Annotated in this window: 13 protein-coding genes and 1 pseudogene; 9 read left to right on the top strand and 5 right to left on the bottom strand. The window is 71.8% G+C overall.

From position 1 onward, the window contains the following. The first annotated feature begins 13 nt into the window (after positions 1-13). From ACZ4SF_RS28965 to ACZ4SF_RS28980, 4 genes and pseudogenes are all read left to right on the top strand, one after another. Positions 14-1456, top strand: a complete 1443-nt coding sequence (locus ACZ4SF_RS28965; RefSeq protein ID WP_468389803.1) for a 3-hydroxybutyrate oligomer hydrolase family protein — start codon at positions 14-16, stop codon at positions 1454-1456. Between the two features lie 91 nt (positions 1457-1547). Then, positions 1548-2045: a hypothetical protein gene (locus ACZ4SF_RS28970; RefSeq protein ID WP_468389805.1), complete on the top strand. Its 498-nt coding sequence runs from the start codon at positions 1548-1550 to the stop codon at positions 2043-2045. A 158-nt stretch (positions 2046-2203) separates the two neighbouring features. After that, positions 2204-2317, top strand: a pseudogene (locus ACZ4SF_RS28975) (dihydrofolate reductase family protein); the annotation flags it as partial. A gap of 61 nt (positions 2318-2378) precedes the next feature. Further along, positions 2379-3272: an alpha/beta fold hydrolase gene (locus ACZ4SF_RS28980; protein ID WP_468389807.1), complete on the top strand. Its 894-nt coding sequence runs from the start codon at positions 2379-2381 to the stop codon at positions 3270-3272. A gap of 10 nt (positions 3273-3282) precedes the next feature. On the opposite strand, the gene ACZ4SF_RS28985 is transcribed toward ACZ4SF_RS28980, so the two are convergent. Together ACZ4SF_RS28985 and ACZ4SF_RS28990 are read right to left on the bottom strand one after the other, a co-directional pair. Beyond that, on the bottom strand, positions 3283-5253 hold the full coding sequence (locus ACZ4SF_RS28985) for an N-acetylmuramoyl-L-alanine amidase (protein WP_468389808.1): 1971 nt from the start codon (positions 5251-5253) through the stop codon (positions 3283-3285). A gap of 275 nt (positions 5254-5528) precedes the next feature. Further along, positions 5529-6674, bottom strand: a complete 1146-nt coding sequence (locus tag ACZ4SF_RS28990) for an aminoglycoside phosphotransferase family protein (protein ID WP_468389810.1) — start codon at positions 6672-6674, stop codon at positions 5529-5531. Between the two features lie 333 nt (positions 6675-7007). Here ACZ4SF_RS28990 and ACZ4SF_RS28995 point away from each other — a divergent pair, with 333 nt between their 5' ends. Beyond that, positions 7008-8498, top strand: coding sequence for a DNA-binding protein NsdB (locus tag ACZ4SF_RS28995; RefSeq protein ID WP_468389811.1), 1491 nt, complete (start codon positions 7008-7010; stop codon positions 8496-8498). A gap of 137 nt (positions 8499-8635) precedes the next feature. On the opposite strand, the gene ACZ4SF_RS29000 is transcribed toward ACZ4SF_RS28995, so the two are convergent. Further along, complete coding sequence (locus ACZ4SF_RS29000) at positions 8636-10066, bottom strand: PP2C family protein-serine/threonine phosphatase (protein ID WP_468389813.1); 1431 nt, start codon at positions 10064-10066, stop codon at positions 8636-8638. 349 nt (positions 10067-10415) lie between these two features. Between ACZ4SF_RS29000 and ACZ4SF_RS29005 the strand changes: the two genes are divergently transcribed. Both ACZ4SF_RS29005 and ACZ4SF_RS29010 read left to right on the top strand, forming a co-directional pair. Then, a complete protein-coding gene (locus tag ACZ4SF_RS29005; protein WP_468389815.1) occupies positions 10416-10829 on the top strand; it encodes an SsgA family sporulation/cell division regulator in 414 nt (137 codons plus the stop codon). A 151-nt stretch (positions 10830-10980) separates the two neighbouring features. Beyond that, positions 10981-12999 carry a phosphocholine-specific phospholipase C gene (locus tag ACZ4SF_RS29010; RefSeq protein ID WP_468389818.1) on the top strand — a complete coding sequence of 673 codons (2019 nt, stop codon included), beginning with the start codon at positions 10981-10983 and terminating at the stop codon, positions 12997-12999. Here the strand turns inward: ACZ4SF_RS29010 and ACZ4SF_RS29015 are convergent. Further along, the gene (locus tag ACZ4SF_RS29015) at positions 12989-14011 is read right to left on the bottom strand and encodes a Gfo/Idh/MocA family protein (RefSeq protein WP_468389821.1); all 1023 of its coding nucleotides are present in this window, start codon (positions 14009-14011) and stop codon (positions 12989-12991) included. The two genes, ACZ4SF_RS29010 and ACZ4SF_RS29015, sit on opposite strands and share 11 nt — an antisense overlap. A gap of 304 nt (positions 14012-14315) precedes the next feature. Continuing rightward, complete coding sequence (locus tag ACZ4SF_RS29020) at positions 14316-15410, bottom strand: baeRF3 domain-containing protein (RefSeq protein ID WP_468389824.1); 1095 nt, start codon at positions 15408-15410, stop codon at positions 14316-14318. Between the two features lie 156 nt (positions 15411-15566). Between ACZ4SF_RS29020 and ACZ4SF_RS29025 the strand changes: the two genes are divergently transcribed. Next, a complete protein-coding gene (locus ACZ4SF_RS29025; RefSeq protein WP_468389827.1) occupies positions 15567-16346 on the top strand; it encodes an alpha/beta fold hydrolase in 780 nt (259 codons plus the stop codon). Positions 16347-16619: 273 nt separating this feature from the next. Then, complete coding sequence (gene asnB / locus ACZ4SF_RS29030; protein ID WP_468389830.1) at positions 16620-18461, top strand: asparagine synthase (glutamine-hydrolyzing); 1842 nt, start codon at positions 16620-16622, stop codon at positions 18459-18461. Positions 18462-18540: the final 79 nt, after the last annotated feature.

The following is an 18540-nucleotide window of genomic DNA, read 5'->3' on the forward strand; positions in this document are numbered from 1 at the left end:
CTGGAGGAACCCCATGCGTTCCCGCCGCTCGCACCGCCCCACCTCACCGCTCGCCCGGCCGGCCCGGCGCACCGCACTGGCCGCGCTGTCGCTCGCCGTCGCCTGCACGCTCCTGGCCGGACCTGCCACGGCGGCACCCACGGGCCCGGGGACACCGGACGGCCACTGCGCCGGCCGCGCCGGGCTGCACGTGCCCGGCGCCGCCCGCCAGCAGTCCGACTGCCTGGACGAGCTGACCACCGCCGGCACCGTGTCCTCCGGACACACCGACCCGGCCGACTACGCGGGGCTCACCCCCAAGAACCTGCCCACCCCCACGGGCGTCCCCGGCATCCAGATCGACGGCTACTTCCCCGACACCTCCACCACCAACACCAACCACGGCTGGCAGCACGACTCCCAGTTCGTCATCCGGCTGCCCGACCACTGGAACGGCGGCCTCGTGATTGCCGGCACTCCGGGCAACCGCGAGCAGTACGCCAACGACCGGGCCATCGCCGACTGGGTCCTCGCCCGCGGCTACGCCTACGCGGCCACCGACAAGGGCAACACGGGCACGGCCTTCTTCCGTGACGGCCGCCGGCCCGGCGACGCCGTCGCCGAATGGAACACCCGCCTCACCCAGCTCACCCGTGCCGCCCGCACCGTGGTCGCCCAGCGCTACCGGCGCCCGCCCTCCCGCATCATCGCCACCGGCCTGTCCAACGGCGGCTACCTGGTGCGCTGGCAGCTGGAGAACCACCCCGAGCTGTACGACGGCGGAGTCGACTGGGAAGGCACGCTCTGGCGCTCCGACGGCCCCAACCTCTTCACCTTCCTGCCGGCCGCCCTGCGCCACTACCCCGCCTACGCCGCCGGCGGCCCCGGAGCCGCCGAGGCCGAGACGGCACTGCACCGGGCCGGCTTCCCGGCCGGCTCGGAGTTCCTGTGGCCGTACCACCACCAGGTCTACTGGGACCTCACCCAGCGCATCTACCGCGAGGAACTCGACCCCGGATACGACGGAGCCACCGAGGCAGGCACCCCGTACTGCGCCTCGGGCACCCCCGCCTGCGACGCCGACTACGACTATGCGTCCCGCCCCGCCGCCGTCCACCACGCCGTCGGCCGCATCGCCCTCACCGGCCGCATCGGCAAACCGCTGATCACTCTCCAGGGCACCCTCGACGTGCTCCTCCCGATCAGCGAGGACTCCGACGTCTGGGCGCGCATGGTCCACCAGGCCGGACGCGGTTCCCTGCTCCGCTACTACCGCATAGAGGACGGCACGCACACCGACTCGCTCGCCGACGTCTTCCCCGGCCGGCTCCGCCCGATGGTGCCCTGCCACCGCTCCGCCTTCACGGCCCTGGAGCGGTGGATCGGCGGGCACGGCCTCCCGCCCGCCGACCACACGGTGGCGCGCCCGGCCGGCGCCGACCCGGCGACCCTGCTCGCCGGCTGCCCGCTGCGGTAGGCGGCACCCCGGGCGAGCCGCCCGCCGCGACGGGCGCTCTCCCGGCCGCCCGCACGCCACCCGGCGCACCACGGGCACGTACCATGGCCGCATGTCGTTCCTCCGCCGCCGCAGCGCCACTCCTGCCGGACCCGATTTCGACGTGCTGGCCATGGACCCGGGCGACTGGCCGGGCAACCTCGGTGCGGGTCTGCTGCCCGCCCCCGACGGGACCTGCCAGGGTGTCTTCCTGCGCTACGACCTCTTCGGCGGCCGCGGCCCCGCCATGATCATCGGCAATCTGCCGGAGGGCTCGCCGGCCCGCGAGGTAGCCGAGGGGGAGATCCCCTTCGAGGTGGGCCAGCTGCTCCTCGCGCTGGAGAACGACGAGGACGTCACTGTCGTCGAGACCGAGGACACGCCCGTCCTCCAGGGCGACAACCTGCTGATCGTGCGGCGCCTGAAGCTCTCCGAGAGCCGGATCTCGTGCGTCCAGTTCGACCGCAGCGACGGCGTCCTCGTGACCATCGCCGCCTGGGACCGCCCCATCACGGACGACCTGTACGCCCTGCTGAAGCCGCTCCCGGCGGAGCTTTTCCAGCAGGGCTGAGGCACCACGCGGAAGGTCCGACAGCAGCCCGAGCACCGAGTCCCTCACCCGGCGCGCGTCCGACGTGCCGCCTCGCGCGGCGTGCTGTCGAGTTCGCATTCGCCACACGCTTCACGCACGGGCGATGAGTTCGGGCGGCGGATCGGGTCTGCCCTGGCATGACTCGAATCATCGCCGACATCTCTGACTCTCCCGACGGCTTCGTCACCGGGCCCCACCCCGGCCCGGACAGAAATCCGGGCACCGGCGGCGAGGCCCTGCACACGGGCGCAGCGGGGCGTGGTCTCGACTCGACCGCGACGCACCTGACCTACGGCGTCTCCCGGTGACCCGATGACCACTGTCAACGCCAATGACATCGCCTTGGACATCGAGTCGTTCGGTGACGACGACGCACCACTCGTCCTGCTCGCGGGCGGGACGACGATGCTCTCCTGGCCCGACGCGCTGTGCGCGCGCCTCGCCGCCGGCGGGCACCGTGTGGTGCGCTACGACCTGCGCGACAGCGGGGAGTCCACGACGACGGACCCGGAGGCGCCCCCCTACACCCTGCGCGACCTCGCCGCCGACGCGGCGGCCCTTGCCGACGCGCTCGGCGGGGGGCCTGCGCACCTCGCGGGAATCGGCGTCGGCGGGATGGTCGCCCAGGTGGCCGTGCTCGACCATCCGGGCGCGTTCTCGGCGCTCACGCTGGTCGGTACCCGCGCGGTTGCCCCTGGCCCGCCCGACGACGACCTCCCCGACCACGACCAGGCGACGATGAGCCGGCTGTTCGCGCGGCCGATGCCCGATTGGACCGACCGCGAGGCGGTGGCGGAGTTCGCCGCCGCCGGCGCGGAGATCCTCGGCAACGACCCCGTCGCCGCGCGCGCAAGCGCTGCGCGCATCTGGGACCGCACGCCCGGCACCGCACCCCCGGTCCAGATGGCCAACCAGCTGGGCATGGTGTTCTCCAGGCTCGACTGCACACCCCGCTGGCGCGAGCGCCTGCCCGGGATCGTGGTCCCCACGCTCGTCGTCCACGGCCGCCGCGACCGGTTCTTCCCCCTCGGCAACGGCGAGGCGATCGCGCGCGAGATCACCGGGGCACGGCTGCTCGTCCTCGAGGAGGCCGCCACGGCGATCCCCGATGCGGCGGTCGGCGAGGTCACCGAGGCGATGCTCGCGCTCGGACAGAGGACGGCAGGTGCCCGACCACACGACCCCACCAGCAAGATCACGATGTGAGGCCGGAGTACTAGCGGGCCTGATCCCCGAAGCGGACGTCCGCGGCCCGGACGAACCCGATCCGATGGCCGTACTGGATCTCGTAGTACAGATCCTTGCCCACCACGACCCGGTGCGAGTCGGTGGTGAAGGTGACCGCGTAGTAGTACTCGCCCGGCACCTCGTCGCCGACCACGTACTTCTGTCCGGCGGGGATCGTGTACGGCAGCGGCACCACCGGCTGGGCCGGGACACCCGTCGGGTAGGCCTCCTTCTCCGGGTAGGCGCGGCCGTAGACCGGGATGCTCGCCAGGCCGTCCCGCGGGGTCACCACGAGGCCTTTCGCGGGTACGGCCGTCGCGTCCTTGCGCGGGTTCCGGAACCAGGCCTTCTGCCCCAGGTACCAGATGGCCGTCCAGTCGCCCCAGCGGTCGGCGACCGCGTACTGCTGGCCGGTGGACACCCGCGAGGACAGATCGTTCACCCCGTCGGTCGGGTCCGTCTTCAGACCGATGTCCCTGACCAGCGGGGCGGTCACGGAATGGTCCGTGTACAGGCGCACCTCGCTGGAACCGTGCGCCGTGCAGGGCACGCCCTTCGTGGTGCAGCCGGTGTAGACGGGCCGGTTCGAGTCGTACTCCGGAAGGATCGTCACCACGCCGGAGTGCGGGCCGGCCGTGCGCCGGAGCGGGTGACCGAGCAGCCGGAAGTAGTGCCGCCAGTCCCAGTAGGGACCGGGGTCCGTGTGCATGCCCGGGATGGTGGAGGCGGTCGGCCCCGGCACGTTGCCGTGCCCGAGGATGTGCTGCCGGTCCAGCGGGATGTCGTACGTCCTGGCCAGGTATCTCACCAGCCGGGCCGAGGACCGGTACATCGCCTCCGTGTACCAGGCGTCCGGGCTGGCGAGGAAGCCCTCGTGTTCGATGCCGATCGACTTGGCGTTGACGTACCAGTTCCCCGCGTGCCAGGCGACGTCCTTCGCCTTGACGTGCTGGGCGATCAGCCCGTCGGTGGAGCGGATGGTGTAGTTCCAGGACACATAGGTGGGGTCCTGGATCAGTTTCATGACCCCGTCCCAGGCGCCCTCCGTGTCATGGATGACGATGTACTTGATGCTCTGCGCCGCCGGGCGGTCGCCGAGGTCATGATTGCCGTAGTCCTGGTCGCCGAACTCCGCGTACGGCGCCGGAACCGACTCGCAGGACACCGACCTGGGGCATTCGGTGTCGTCCGTGGGCAGCGTGCGCAGGCCGGCCCGCTGCAGCTGCGCGGTGTCGGGGGCCAGCCCGGGCAGGGCGGCCAGGGCGACCAGCTGGCCGTCGTCCGTGGTGCGTTCCTCGCCCGTGCGCAGCACGTCGTACACGTCGTCGGCGTACGCGGCCGCGGTCGCCCTGTCGTCGGCGCCCGAGAACCGGGCCACCGCGCCGTACCAGTCGGCCGGGTCGGCGCTCGGCGGCTCGCCCAGCTCCTTCTGCGCGGCGGCGAGCAGGGCGGCGCCGCCGGCCACGTTCGCCGCCGGGTCGGTACGCAGCTCGTCGGCCGGGATGCCGGTCAGCTCGGCGGCCTTCGGTAGCGTCTCGAGGCGGGCCGGCACCGCGGACTCCGCCGGCGCCTCGGGAGCGGGGTGCAGCGCGGGCCGGGCAGCGTCACCCCGGGCGTCCTCCGCCCCTTCGGCGAAGTGTTCCGTGGTGGCGATCGCGGTCCGGGCGTCGGTGAGGTGCATCGGCCCGTAGCCACCGGTCACGCTCGGCGCGCCGGCGTGCGAGTCCCAGCGGGACTGCAGATAGGAGACGGCCAGCAGCACGCTCTGGGGCACGTGGTAGTCGGCTGCCGCGCTCGCGAACGCCTGCTGCAGCCGGTCGGCGGAGCTTTCCGTGGCGGTGGGGGCCGGGGCTGCGCCGATCAGGGGCAGCAACAGGGCCGCGGAGGCGAGCGGGACGGCGGTCCGCCGCAGACGTCTGTGACCGGGTGTGGACGTGGGGTCGGTGACGGGTCCTCGCAATGCGGCCTCCTGTGACGGGCGGAGCGTGGCGGGGCTGGCGGCGCCGAGCTGGGTCAGTGGTACCGGCTGGCCGACGATCCGTCAATGATGCCTTCAGAGAAGTGATTTCCCACGTCACGGAGGGTTGAGGCGAGTTTCGTGGCGGCGGTGCGCGGGCCTGCGGGGCGTCACTGGCATACACCAGTAACTGCTCCGGGACGCGCGGGAAACGGGTCCGCACACGATGGTCCGCGGTGCGCCGCCGCTCAGGGCGCACCGCGGAGCCGTCGTCCCCGTCAGCGAGTGCCGACCGCCGCACGGACGGCCCTGCGGGCCATCTGGCAGTCGTCGTGCAGCCGCCTGAGCAGCAGCCGCTGTTCCTCGCCGGACGGCGCAGCACCTGGCTGGGCCGTGCCCGGTGCCGTCGGGGCCGGATCGTGCATCGAACGCTGCACGGCCGTCTCGTAGGTCCGGATCTCCCGGGTGAGCAGGAGCATCAGGTTCACCAGGAAGGCGTCCCGGGAGGCCGGGCCCGCCGACTGGGCGATCTGGCTGATCTGCCGCCGGGCCACCGGCGCGTCCCCGAGGACCAGCCACAGCGTCGCCAGGTCGTACCCCGGCAGATACCAGCCCGCGTGCTCCCAGTCCACCAGCACTGGACCGGCCGGTGACAGAAGGATGTTCGAGAGCAGGGCATCACCGTGGCAGAACTGGAGCATGCCGTGCCGGCCGACCTCATGGGCGATGCCGTGCAGCAGTTTCTGCAGGTCGCCGAGGTCCCGGTCGGTGAGCAGGCCCAGCTCGTGATACCGGAAGATCCGGGCCGCGTAGTCCAGGGGCATGTCGAACGTGCCCGCCGGGGGGCGCCAGGCGTTCACCCGGCAGATCGCGCCGAGCGCGGCCCGGATGTCCGCGCGGGGCGGAGCCTCCATCGGATGCCGCTGGAACGCCGCCGTCCGGCCCGGCATGCGCTCGATCACCAACGTGCAGTTGTCCGGGTCCGCCGCGATCAGCCTCGGCACCCGGACCGGCGGCCGGTGCCGGACGAACGAGCGGTATGCGGCTATTTCCTGACGGCTCCGCTCCGCCCAGGCGGGCGAGTGGTCCAGCAGACACTTGGCGACGGCCGTGCTGCGTCCCGTGGTCCCGACCAGGAGGACGGACCGTCCGCTGCGCCGCAGGACCTGCACCGGGGCGAACTCCGGGCAGATCCGGTGCACCGACGCGAGCGCGGTGCGCAGCTGCGCGCCCTGGGGACCGGACAGGTCCAGTCTTCCGCTGAGCGGTTGGGTCGCCGGCTGACCGGGGAGCCGCCGGGGCCGGCCCGTGCCCAGCACGGGACTGCCCGGACGCGCCACCGGGTCGAGGAACGGCCCGCCGCCCGCCGGGCGGGAACGCAGCGGCCGGGGCGGGGCGGACACGGAGGACGATGCTGCGTACATGGGAGATACAGATCCCTTCGTGTGCCTGCAGTGCCTGCCTGTACGTCCGCAGTCCGAACTCATGCTCCGGCTTCGGTGCCCCGTGAGCGTGGTTTCGGAAGCGTGTGCCCACCCGGCCGGGCCGCCCGGGCACACCCTGGGGAATGTGCCCGTCATATGCCGCTATGGGGCCGCCATATGGAGCTGGCGACCGGGTCGGGGTGGCTCGTTCCTACCTGACACCCGATGGCCAGTGGCACACCATCTGGCGGACCCTGGCGAACGGTGGCGAATAGTCGCCCGGCAACCTCCGCCGGGCTACTGTCAACTCAGCCGAGAACCTGGGGGCTTGACGTGAGCGGACAACCCAACACCCGCCTTGCGGACCTGTTCGGCCTGGCCGGCTGGTCCAAGGGCGAACTCGCGAGGCTGGTCAACCGGCAGGCGGCGGCCATGGGCCACCCCCAGCTGTCGACCGACACCTCCCGGGTGCGGCGTTGGATCGACATGGGAGAGATCCCGCGCGATCCGGTGCCGCGGGTGCTGGCGGCTCTGTTCACCGAGCGTCTCGGCCGTGTCGTGACCATCGAGGACCTCGGTCTGGTGCGGCACGGGCGTGCGGGGAAACGGCAGGGCGACGGGATCGAGGAACATCCCGACGGTGTGCCGTGGGCGCCCGAGCGGACCGCCGCGGTCCTCACCGAATTCACGGGAATGGACCTCATGCTCAACCGACGCGGCTTGGTGGGCGCGGGTGCCGCGCTCGCCGCGGGATCCACACTCAGCAGCGCCATGCACGACTGGCTCCACACCGACCCGGTCCTCAGGGCCGACGCCCCTGTTCTCGACGACCCCCTGCACGCCGACCCCGCCGGGTTCGACCGTTACGAGGCCGCCCCCATCGGGTCGCAGGAGATCGAGGAACTCGAGCGCTCGGTCGAGGTCTTCCGCGCCTGGGACGCGGCCCGCGGCGGCGGGCTGCAGCGCAAGGCGGTCGTGGGCCAGCTCAACGAGGTGGGCGGCATGCTCGCCTACCACCACCCACCCCATCTCCAGCGGCGCCTGTGGGGCGTCGCCGCCAATCTTGCCGTCCTGGCGGGCTGGATGTCGCACGACGTCGGTCTGGAGCCCACGGCGCAGAAGTACTTCGTCATCGCCGCCCATGCCGCCCGGGAGGGCGGTGACCGGCCGCGTGCCGGGGAAGCCCTGTCCCGGGCGGCCCGGCAGATGGTGCACCTCGGCCGGCCGGACGACGCCCTGGACCTGATGAAGCTCGCCCAGTCCGGTGCCGGCGACCGCCTGCAGCCGCGTACCAAGGCGATGTTCCACACCATCGAGGCCTGGGCACAGGCGTCCATGGGCAAGGGTCAGGCGATGCGCCGGACGCTCGGGCAGGCGGAGGACCTCTTCGTCTCCGACCGGCAGGACATGGAACCGCCCGACTGGATGCAGACCTTCAAGGACGAGGACCTGTACGGCATGCAGGCCCTGGCCTACCGCACGCTGGCGGAGTTCGACCCGAGCGCGGCCGCGCACGCCCAGTACTACGCGGAGAAGGCCCTCGCCCTGCGCATCGACGGACGCGAACGGTCGAAGATCTTCGACCATCTCTCCATGGCATCGGCCTGCTTCATCGCCGACGACCCCGAACAGGCCGACCGCTACGCACGGCTGGCCCTGATGTCGATGGGCTCGAACTCCTCCCGCCGCACCTGGGACCGGCTGCGGCAGATGTACCGGCTGACCGCCGAGTACGCCGGCTACCCGGGAATCCACGAACTGCGGGAGGAGATCAGGCTCGCCCTGCCCAAGCCGAGGAGCAAGGGAAACAGCGCACAGGCGTAGGGAGCCTGTGCGCCGCGCAACCTGGCAGGCCGCTCGCTCGGGGACTGCAAGTCATCTCATGCGTGATCGAGGGTCGGTTCAGGCGTGACCCTGGTCATGGTGGCCCTCGGGTCCCTCGACGGAACCCTCGGGTCAGTTCACGCGGTCACCTTGGCGACGAGCACGCATGCGTCGTCCTCGCGCCCGGCCCCGCCGAACTCCTCGACGACGGTTCGCACACAGTCCTGTGCCGTGCGCGCCGCGCCGAACCGTGGGGCGAGGGCGAGCAGCCGGTCCACGGCTGCCGTCCTGCTGTGGCCCGGCAGCAGGCCGTCGGTGTGCAGGAGGAGGAGGTCGCCCGGGTGGAGAGTGACGGCGGACTGGTCGTACACGGTGCCTGAGGAGGCGCCGAGGAGGACGCCGTCGGGTGTGTTCAGTGTGCGCCCCGTCCCGTTGCGGTACAGCAGCGGGGCGGGGTGTCCTGCCTGCGCCCAGACGAGCGTGCGGGTCCGGGGCCGGTAGCGGCAGCAGACAGCGCTGCCGAGGGCGGGCTGCACCGTGGCGTCGAGTAACTGGTTGAGCATCGTGAGCAGGCGGCCGGGTTCGGTATCGGCCACTGCCATGCCGCGCACGGCACCGAGCAGCATGGCCATGCCCGAGGCGACGGCCACCCCCTGGCCGGTGAGGTCGCCGACGCTGAGCAGCGTCTGGCCGTCGGACAGCTCCAGAGCGTCGTACCAGTCGCCGCCGATCAGAGTCTCCGTCGCGGCCGGCAGACGGTGGGCGGCGAGGTCGAGGGTCGCCGGCCCCTGGTGCGGGAGCCGCAGGGAGCCGCGCCATGGCGGTAGCACGGCTTCCTGCAGCTCGACCGCGATCCGGTGCTCGGTCTGTTCCTGCCGGCGGTGGCGGTGCAACGAGTCACGGGTCTCGTGTACCGTCCGCCGGCTGCGGTGCAGTTCGCTGACGTCGCGCAGCACCGCCCACATGGAGGTGGTGCCGCCGTCGGCGCCGAGCACGGGTTCGCCCATCATGTGCACGGTCCGCACGGAGGTGTCGGGCCGTACGACGCGGAACTCGCCGTCGATCGGTTTGGCGTCGACCAGGCAGTCCGTCACCATCGTGGTGAGCTTCGGCCGGTCCTCGTCCAGGACGAGCGCGGGCAGCTCGTCCAGGGTGAGCGCGGGGCGGCCCGGGTCCAGTCCGAGGATCTGGTACAGCTCTCCTGACCAGGTCGCCTCGTCCGTGAGCAGGTTCCATTCGGCGCTGCCGACGCGGCTGAGCAGCGAACCGCGCGGGGCGCCGGCCGGTGCGGGCCGGACCTCGGAGGTGACGGCGGGCCCGGCGCAGTCCGGGGCCGGCCCGTCCCGCAGCTGGGCCAGGTGGGCGTCGAGGTCGTCCAGTTGGTGCAGGGCGAGGTCGTACAGGGCGCGTTGCCAGCGTTCCTCAGGGTCCGCACCGTCGCTCCGGGTGTCCCGTCGTACAGCGTCCACGTCGCCCTTGAGCCGCCGCGTCTGCGTTATCAGCGCCTCGACCGAGCCGCGTTCCGGCGGCTGGGCGGCTGGGCGGTCCGCGGAGACTGGGGACGGCATGACGCACTCCGATGAAGGGGACGGTACGGCGGGGACGACGGGGGGACCGCTACGACTGTTGCACAGCTCGCGACGCCCCGTAAGGGCTTTGGCAACACACGATACGGTGGTGCTTTCGGCATATGCCAGAGTCTTCCCGGAGCGATCCGTGTGTACGAATCGCGTAGGCGATGTGCAGGTCAAGTCGTAGATGAACTACGCGAGTTGCCCTGCCCGGGTGGCCGATTTGCAGGACTCAGGTGCCTGTTCGACGCTCCCGCGTTCCCCTGTCGCGCGAAGCGGCCTGTACCTGCCGGTTTCTGACCGGATTTGGCGGCATGCGAAGGGCCCTCGAAGACTCCTTAATGGCATGGACATCATCGTCGAACAGTTCGCCCAAGCCCGGCTCATCACCGCCGAGGACCACGAGGTCCCGGTGTCGGCCACGCTCCGCTACCTCGCGGGCGACCCGCTCGCCGTCTTCGTGGACTTCCCGGCCGAGGCGGCGCTGCACGGCGAGGAGGTCACCTGGACCTTCGCCCGCTCCCTGCTCGACCAGGGACTGAGGGCCCCGGCCGGCGAGGGGGACGTGCAGATATGGCCGTACGGCCGCACCCGGACGGTCCTGGAGTTCCACTCGCCGCACGGCATGGCCGTCCTGCAGTTCCCGGCATCGGCGCTGCGCCGCTTCCTGGTCCGCACGTACGAGGTGGTGCCCTGCGGGCAGGAGGACCTGGACGGGGCGGTGGAGCGGGGGCTGAGCGCCCTGTTCGGCGGTGTCTGAGCCGGTGGCCGCCGGCGGCGCAGGCGCCCGGCCCCGACTTTGACTCCTGTTCATCTTTGCCTCACCGCACAGGTATGGACCCCGACGATCACCGCATGCACCCTGACGCGCGGTGTGCCACAGGGGCACCCCTGTGAAAGGGGCGGGGCGAATGACACCGATCAGCCGAAGAGGCTTCGTGGGGCTCGGCGCTTCCGTGGCGGCGGGTGTGGCACTCGGCACCGGCACGCGCACGGCTGCCGCGGCCACGGCGACCGGCACGATCAAGGACGTGCGGCACGTGGTGATCCTCATGCAGGAGAACCGCAGCTTCGACCACTACTTCGGCCGCCTCAAGGGCGTGCGCGGCTTCGACGACCGCAGCGGCATCACCCTGAGCGGTGGCCACTCGGTCTTCGACCAGCCGAACGGCCCCGGCCGTCAGTACCCGTGGAAGCTCAGCGCCACCCCGCCCGCCGGCGGCAAGGACGGCCAGACCCTCGCCCAGTGCAACGGCGACCTGCCCCACTCCTGGTCCTCGCAGCACTCCGCCTGGAACAAGGGCCGCCTCGACAACTGGGTCGCGGGCGTGGGCAACGTCCGCTCGCTCGGCTATCTGGACCGCTCCGACATCCCGTTCCACTACGCGCTCGCCGACAACTACACCATCTGCGACGCCTACTTCTGCTCCACGCTCAGCGCCACCGGCCCCAACCGCACCTACCTGTGGAGCGGCAAGGTCGACTCCGCCAGCCACGACGGCGGCGACGAGTCCGGCCTGACCTGGCAGAACTACGCGGAGGCGCTGCAGGCCGCAGGGGTGACCTGGAAGGTCTACCAGAACGCCGCCGACAACTACGGCGACAACGGCTGCGCCTACTTCAAGAACTTCACCGACGCGCGGCCGGGCAACCCGCTGTACGACCGGGGCATGTCCTCGGTGCCGAGGGTGACCGGTTCCACCCCCGACGACATCGCCGCCGCCATCAAGGCCGACGTCCTCGCGGGCACCCTCCCGCAGGTCTCCTGGGTCGTCCCGAACCAGGCCTTCTCCGAGCACCCGTACGCCCCGCCCGGCGACGGAGCCTACTTCATCAGCCTCGTCCACCAGGCACTCGCCGCCGACCCGGACGTCTTCGACTCGACGGTCCTGTTCCTCAACTACGACGAGAACGACGGCTGCTTCGACCATGTGCCGCCGCCTGCACCACCCGCCGGAACCGCCGGCGAGTTCCTGGGCGGGGTGCCGTACGGCTTCGGGTTCCGCGTGCCGATGATCGTCGTGTCGCCCTGGACGCGCGGCGGCTGGGTCTCCTCGGAGGTCTTCGAGCACACCTCGGTGCTGCGCTTCCTGGAGACCTGGACGACGGCGCTGGGCAAGCCCGCCAAGTGCCCGCACATCAGCGAGTGGCGGCGCAAGGTCAGCGGCGACCTGACCGGGGTCTTCGACTTCGCCCAGCCGGTCCACGGCCCGGTCTCCCTGCCCGCGACCAGCGTCATCGGCATGAACACCTGCGGCCCGCTGCCCAACCCGGTACCCACGGACAACGCCCTGCCCGCCCAGGAGTCCGGCACGCGTCCGGCCCGCCCTCTGCCCTACCAGCCGAACGGCTGCCTGGACCGGCTGGAGTCCGGCGCCGCCGGCAAGATCCTCGCCTGGTTCACCATGACCAACCAGGGAGCCCCGGCGACCCGGGCGGCCCACTTCTCCATCCACCCCAACGCCTACCGCGACACCACGCCCTGGCAGTACACGGTCGACGCGGACGGCACCGCCTCCGACTCCTTCAACATCGGCACCGGCTTCGGCGGCGGCAAGTACGACCTCACCATGCTGGGACCCAACCGCTTCCTGCGCCGCTTCAAGGGCGACGCGACCAAGGCGGGCAAGTCGGCGGAGGTACGCCCCCGGTACGCCGTCGAGCCGGGCACGGGCAAGCCGGCCGTCTACTTCAGGATGACCAACTCGGGCTCCACGTCGGTGAAGTTCACCATCACCTGCGACCACTACCGCACGGACGGGCCCTGGACGTACACCGTCGCCGCGGGTGCCTCGGCGGAGGACTGGTTCAACGCCGTCGCCTACCAGAACGGCTGGTACGACTTCACGGTGACCGTAGACTCCGACGCGACCTGGTCGCGCCGGTTCACCGGGCACCTGGAGACGGGCGCCGCGAGCATCAGCGGCTGACGGCGTACAGCTCCGGGCGCGGGGCGAGGTCGACGGCCACCCGGCCACCGGTCTCCAGCGCCCGGACCCCCGCCTCGGCGACGACGGACGCCGCGTAGCCGTCCCAGACGTCCGGCCCGGTGACCTCCCCGCGCCGGGTCGCGTCGACCCACGCCTGCACCTCGCGGTCGTAGGCGTCGGCGAAGCGGACGAGATAGTCCTGCGCCACCTCCTCACGGGCGCCGCCCCGGGTGGTGACCACCATGGTGTGCTCGTCGCCGATCCGGGCGCTGCCCGCCTCGCACACTGCCTCGCAGCGCACCTGGTAGCCGAAGCCGGAGTTGACGAAGACCTCGACGTCGACCAGGGCGCCCCGCTCGGTCTCGAAGAGCACGAACTGCGGGTCGAGCAGGCCGTCCGGCGCGCCCGACGACGGGGCGGGCCGCAGCACGGTGACCGCCGTCAGCTCCTGTCCGAGCAGCCAGCGGGCCGCGTCGATCTCGTGCGAGACCGAGCTGCTGATCAGCATGGCGCTGGTGAAATCGGCGGGGGAGGAGACGTTGCGGTGTGTGCAGTGCAGCATCAGCGGCCGGCCCAGCCCGCCCCCGTCCAGGAGGGATTTCAGGCGCAGGTACTCGGTGTCGTAGCGGCGCATGAAACCGATCTGCGCCAGTCGGCGGCCGAGCCGCGCCTCGGCCTCCACGATACGCAGGGCACCGGTGGAGCCCGGCACCATGGGCTTCTCGCACAGCACCGGCAGCCGGCGGTCGAAGGCGGCGAGCAGCGCCTCCTCGTGCGCGGGGCCGGGCGACGCGATCAGGACCGCCGCCACGCCCGGCGCGTCGAGCGCGGCCAGCGGATCGGTGTGCACACGGACACCGGCAAGGCCTGCCGCCGCTGACTCCGCCCGGTCGGGATCGGGGTCGGCGACGGCCGCGACCCTGGCGCCGCTGACCACCCGGTCGAGTCGCCGTATGTGGTCGGCTCCCATGTGTCCGGCGCCTAGTACCGCCACGCCCAGCAGGTCACCCATGTGTGCCCTCCCTCTCGCCGACGATCACGCCGTAGCGTACGCCGACGAGAGAGCACTCCTGCCGGTGGCCTCGGCCGGACCCGCCGGGCCCGGAACTCGGCGGCACAGGCGCGGAGCAGCACGGCCGGCCGGCAGGTCCGGGAAAGCTCCCGCCGGGCCCGGACCGCAGGGTTTCGAGGCGTTCCGGTAGGCGCTCCCGGCCGGAGCCGCAAGGCCCGCAGAGCGGGTTCCGGACAGCTCCGCCGGGCCCGGACGGCAGGGTTGCGCGAGGCCACCCGGGCCGAACCGGACGGCCCCGCCAGGCTCAGAACCGCAGCACCCCGGCGATGCCGTCCGCGTCCTCCAGCGTGCCGTCGGGTACGAACCGGACGGCGGCGCCGGTCTCCAGGCACTGCTCCACGATCTCGTCCACGATGTCGTCGCGGGCGTCCAGATCACCGGGCTCGGCCGGCACCAGATGCTCACCGAGTTCACGGACGGTCGCGCGGTAGTTCTCCTCCACGGCGAGCAGCCGTACCCGGCCCTCGCGGGCGCTCTGCCACAGCTCGTCCAGCCCGGCCGCGAAGGTCCGGTGGCCGCGGGCGGAGATCAGCTCCCGCACCACGGAGCCGGTGTCCTTCGCCGCCTCCGCCTCCAGGACCGGCCGGATGGCCTGCCACACGGCGTCGGGACCGGAGTGCGCGAGCCCGCCGCGGGGCACGTGCACGGCGGCCTTGGCCACGCTGCCCACCTCGTCCAGCAGCGACAGCGCCGCCTGTTCGCCGGTGACGTACAGCGGGCGGGGCTGCTCGCGCAGGACCGTGCTCATGGCGGTGTCCGCCTCGCGCAGGAACTGGCGGGTGCCCTCGTCGCGGAAGGTGCTCGGTATCTCGCCGATGCGCTCCTGCCGCTCGGCGTCGAAGTTCTCCCGGCCCCGGACGAGCGGGAAGCCCCCGAAACGGTCCTCGACGACCCGGTCCGGTCCGCCGCTCCACAGGGTGATGCGGTCCGCGGAGAGCGACATGACCCAGAACGGCCGTTCGGCGGCCCGCGCGGCGACCAGGTTGCGGGTGAGGAAGGTGTCCGAGAGCACCACCCTCTCAGGGACGGGGCGGGCCAGCGACCAGACCTGGTGCTCGCCCGGCGCGGCGAAGATCACCAGTCCGTCCTCGGCGTGCGTCAGATCCACCTCCGACAGGGCGCGGTCGAGTTGTGCCACGACGTCCGCGCGCCGCTCACGGGTCACGGAGGGGTCGGACTCCAGACGCCGGCGCGCTTCCGTCACCACGTTGCGCAGCCGGACCGGATCCTGGCCGCTGCCTCGTTCCCGACGGTGCGTCGGGGTCAGCACGGAGACCGCCGGGTAAGGGCGCGGACGCCGCAGTTCGGCAAGGGTTGCGGGACTCAGTGCGTGCTCCATGACAGCACGATAGGACCTATTCACCTCTACGGCATTCGGGGTAATCCGGACCTGGTGAACTCCCCAGGATTCCTTGCCGGAGTCCGGTGACGCAGGGCCGTCGGGGCGGTTACCGTACCCGTCAGTAACCGACCGTGCCGCACCCAGGAGGCCGCCATGCCGCAGTTCGACGTCGACGGAGCGACGCTGACGTACGACGACGAGGGACCCCGCGACGCGGCAGCCGTGCCCCTGGTGTTCGTGCACGGCTGGACGGCCGACCGGCACCGCTGGGACCACCAGATGGCCCACTTCTCCGCGCGGCGCCGCGTCGTACGGCTGGACCTGCGCGGGCACGGCGAGAGCACCGGGGCCGGGGTGCGGACGATCGGCGAGCTGGCGCAGGACGTCCTCGCGCTCCTCGACCATCTCGAAGTGGAGCGGTGTGCGCTGGTCGGCCACTCGATGGGCGGGATGATCGCGCAGACCGTCGCGCTCGGGCACGCCGCCCGGGTGGAGCGGATGGTGCTGGTCAACTCCATCGGCCGGATGACCTACAGCCGCGGCCGGGGCCTGCTGATGGCGGCCTCCACGCTGGCGCCGTTCAAGCTGTTCGTGGCCGCCAACATCCAGCGGGCCTTCGCGCCCGGGTACCCGCGCGAAGAGATCCGGGAGCACATCCGCGCCTCCGCCGCCACCCCGCGCGAGGTCGTCATGACGCTCTACGGCGCCATGCGGGCCTTCGACGTCCTGGACCGGGCCGGCGAGATCGCCGTACCCACGCTGATGGTGCACGGCTACCACGACCTGCAGCTGCCGGTGGGGCAGATGCTCCGGATGGCCAAGGCGTATCCCGACGCCGTCGTCCGCATCCTGGACGCGGGGCACGAACTGCCGCTGGAGAAGCCGGCCGAACTGACCGGAGCGCTCGACTCGTTCCTGACCGTGAAGCAGTAACGCGCCGGGAGTTTGATGAAGTTTTTGCGTGTGGCCGGTTCTTGTCGACCTGAGCCGGTGGCACGGCTGTTCTCGGATTGTGCTGAGGCAAAACGCGGCCGGAATCGCAGGGGCGACGGCACGGCCGTGTTGCGTCCACGTTGACGCACCCGAGTGCCTGACGGACGCTCGTCATATAGGTGCTCGATACAACCGGTTTGCCGGCCGGCCTCCCGGGACTGCGAAAGCGCAGTTCAGCGGGTCCGGCCGGGAATCGGAGGCAGGAGGTAGCGCATGTGCGGCATCACCGGATGGGTCTCCTTCGACCGTGACCTGACCGCCGAGGCCACCACATTGCATGCGATGACCGAGACGATGGCCTGCCGGGGCCCGGACGACCGCGGCACCTGGACCGAGGGCCCCGCCGCCCTCGGCCACCGGCGGCTCGCCATCATCGACCTCCCTGGCGGCCGGCAGCCGATGTCCCTGCCGACCCCCGAGGGCACCATCGCCCTGGTCTACTCGGGCGAGACGTACAACTTCACCGAGCTGCGGCGCGAACTCGCCGACCGCGGCCACCGGTTCACCACCGACTCCGACACCGAGGTCGTGCTGCACGGCTATCTGGAATGGGGCGACGCGGTCGCCGAACGGCTGAGCGGAATGTACGCGTTCGCCGTCTGGGACGGACGGCACGGCAAGCTGGTGATGATCCGCGACCGCATGGGCATCAAGCCGTTCTACTACCACCCGACCCCCGACGGCGTCCTGTTCGGCTCCGAGCCCAAGGCGATCCTCGCCCACCCGATGGTCCGCCGCCGCGTCACGACGGACGGCCTGCGCGAGCTGTTCGTCATGGTCAAGACGCCGGGACACGCCGTCTGGGACGGCATGCGCGAGGTCGAGCCCGGCACCGTCGTCACCGTCGACCGCGCCGGCCTGTCCACCCGCGTGTACTGGCGGCTCGAGACCCGTCCGCACACCGACGACCGCGACACGACCATCGCCGCTGTGCGTTCGCTCCTCGACGACATCGTCCGCCGGCAACTCGTCGCCGACGTGCCGCGCTGCACCCTGCTCTCCGGCGGTCTCGACTCCTCCGCCATGACCGCGTTCGCCGCCCGGCAACTCGCCGTGGCGGGAGAGAAGGTGCGGAGCTTCGCCGTCGACTTCGCCGGCCGGACCGAGCACTTCGTCGCCGACGAGCTGCGAGGCACCCCCGACACGCCCTTCGTGCACGACGTGGCCCGGCTCGCCGGTACCGATCACCAGGACATCGTGCTCGACTCCGAGGCCCTCGCCGACCCCGCCGTGCGCGAGCAGGTGATCCGGGCCCGTGACCTGCCGGCCGGCTTCGGCGACATGGACACCTCGCTGCTGCTGCTCTTCCGCGCCGTCCGGGAGAAGTCCACGGTGGCCCTGTCCGGCGAGTCCGCCGACGAGGTCTTCGGCGGCTACCAGCAGTTCTTCGACGAGGAGGCGCGCCGCGCCGACACCTTCCCGTGGCTGACGGCCATGGGCCGCCACTTCGGTCAGGACGCCGACGTGCTGCGCGCCGACCTCGCCAAGTCCCTGGACCTGGAGGCCTACGTCGCCGACGGCTACCGCACCGCCGTGGCCGGCATCGAGCGGCCGGCCGGCGAGAGCGACCTGGAGTACCGGATGCGGCAGATCAGCCACCTGCACCTGACCCGCTTCGTGCGTATGCTGCTCGACCGCAAGGACCGGATGAGCATGGCCGTCGGCCTGGAGGTCCGGGTGCCGTTCTGCGACCACCGGCTGGTCGAGTACGTCTACAACGCCCCGTGGGCCCTGAAGTCCTTCGACGGCAGGGAGAAGAGCCTGCTGCGGGAGGCTGCGGCGGACGTCCTGCCGCGCTCGGTGTACGAGCGTGTGAAGAGCCCGTACCCGTCCACCCAGGACCCGCAGTACGCCCGCGAGCTGCAGGAACAGACCAAAGAGCTGCTGGCCCGGCCCGACCACCGGGTCTTCGACCTGGTCGACCGGGACCGGGTCCGCGCCGCCGCCGAGCGGACCGCGCCGGTGAGCACCCAGGCGGCCCGGCGCGGCCTGGAACGCACGCTGGACCTCGCGGGGTGGCTGGACCTCTACGCACCCGAGCTGGTCCTCGACTGACCCCTGGACCGGCCCTGCGCTCAGGGGAGACTGCCGCTCCTGCGTTCAGGGGAGACTGCCGGTCCTGTGCTGAGGGGAG

Source organism: Streptomyces sp. NPDC027663 (assembly GCF_055566415.1).

What these genes read in the sequence shown, in the direction of transcription:
- ACZ4SF_RS28970 (WP_468389805.1), top strand. Translation starts at nt 1,548, where the DNA reads ATGTCGTTCCTCCGCCGCCGCAGCGCCACTCCTGCCGGACCCGATTTC.
- ACZ4SF_RS29020 (WP_468389824.1), bottom strand. Translation starts at nt 15,410, where the DNA reads ATGGAGCACGCACTGAGTCCCGCAACCCTTGCCGAACTGCGGCGTCCG.
- ACZ4SF_RS28990 (WP_468389810.1), bottom strand. Translation starts at nt 6,674, where the DNA reads ATGTACGCAGCATCGTCCTCCGTGTCCGCCCCGCCCCGGCCGCTGCGT.
- ACZ4SF_RS28980 (WP_468389807.1), top strand. Translation starts at nt 2,379, where the DNA reads ATGACCACTGTCAACGCCAATGACATCGCCTTGGACATCGAGTCGTTC.
- ACZ4SF_RS29005 (WP_468389815.1), top strand. Translation starts at nt 10,416, where the DNA reads ATGGACATCATCGTCGAACAGTTCGCCCAAGCCCGGCTCATCACCGCC.
- ACZ4SF_RS28965 (WP_468389803.1), top strand. Translation starts at nt 14, where the DNA reads ATGCGTTCCCGCCGCTCGCACCGCCCCACCTCACCGCTCGCCCGGCCG.
- asnB (WP_468389830.1), top strand. Translation starts at nt 16,620, where the DNA reads ATGTGCGGCATCACCGGATGGGTCTCCTTCGACCGTGACCTGACCGCC.
- ACZ4SF_RS29015 (WP_468389821.1), bottom strand. Translation starts at nt 14,011, where the DNA reads ATGGGTGACCTGCTGGGCGTGGCGGTACTAGGCGCCGGACACATGGGA.
- ACZ4SF_RS29025 (WP_468389827.1), top strand. Translation starts at nt 15,567, where the DNA reads ATGCCGCAGTTCGACGTCGACGGAGCGACGCTGACGTACGACGACGAG.
- ACZ4SF_RS29010 (WP_468389818.1), top strand. Translation starts at nt 10,981, where the DNA reads ATGACACCGATCAGCCGAAGAGGCTTCGTGGGGCTCGGCGCTTCCGTG.
- ACZ4SF_RS29000 (WP_468389813.1), bottom strand. Translation starts at nt 10,066, where the DNA reads ATGCCGTCCCCAGTCTCCGCGGACCGCCCAGCCGCCCAGCCGCCGGAA.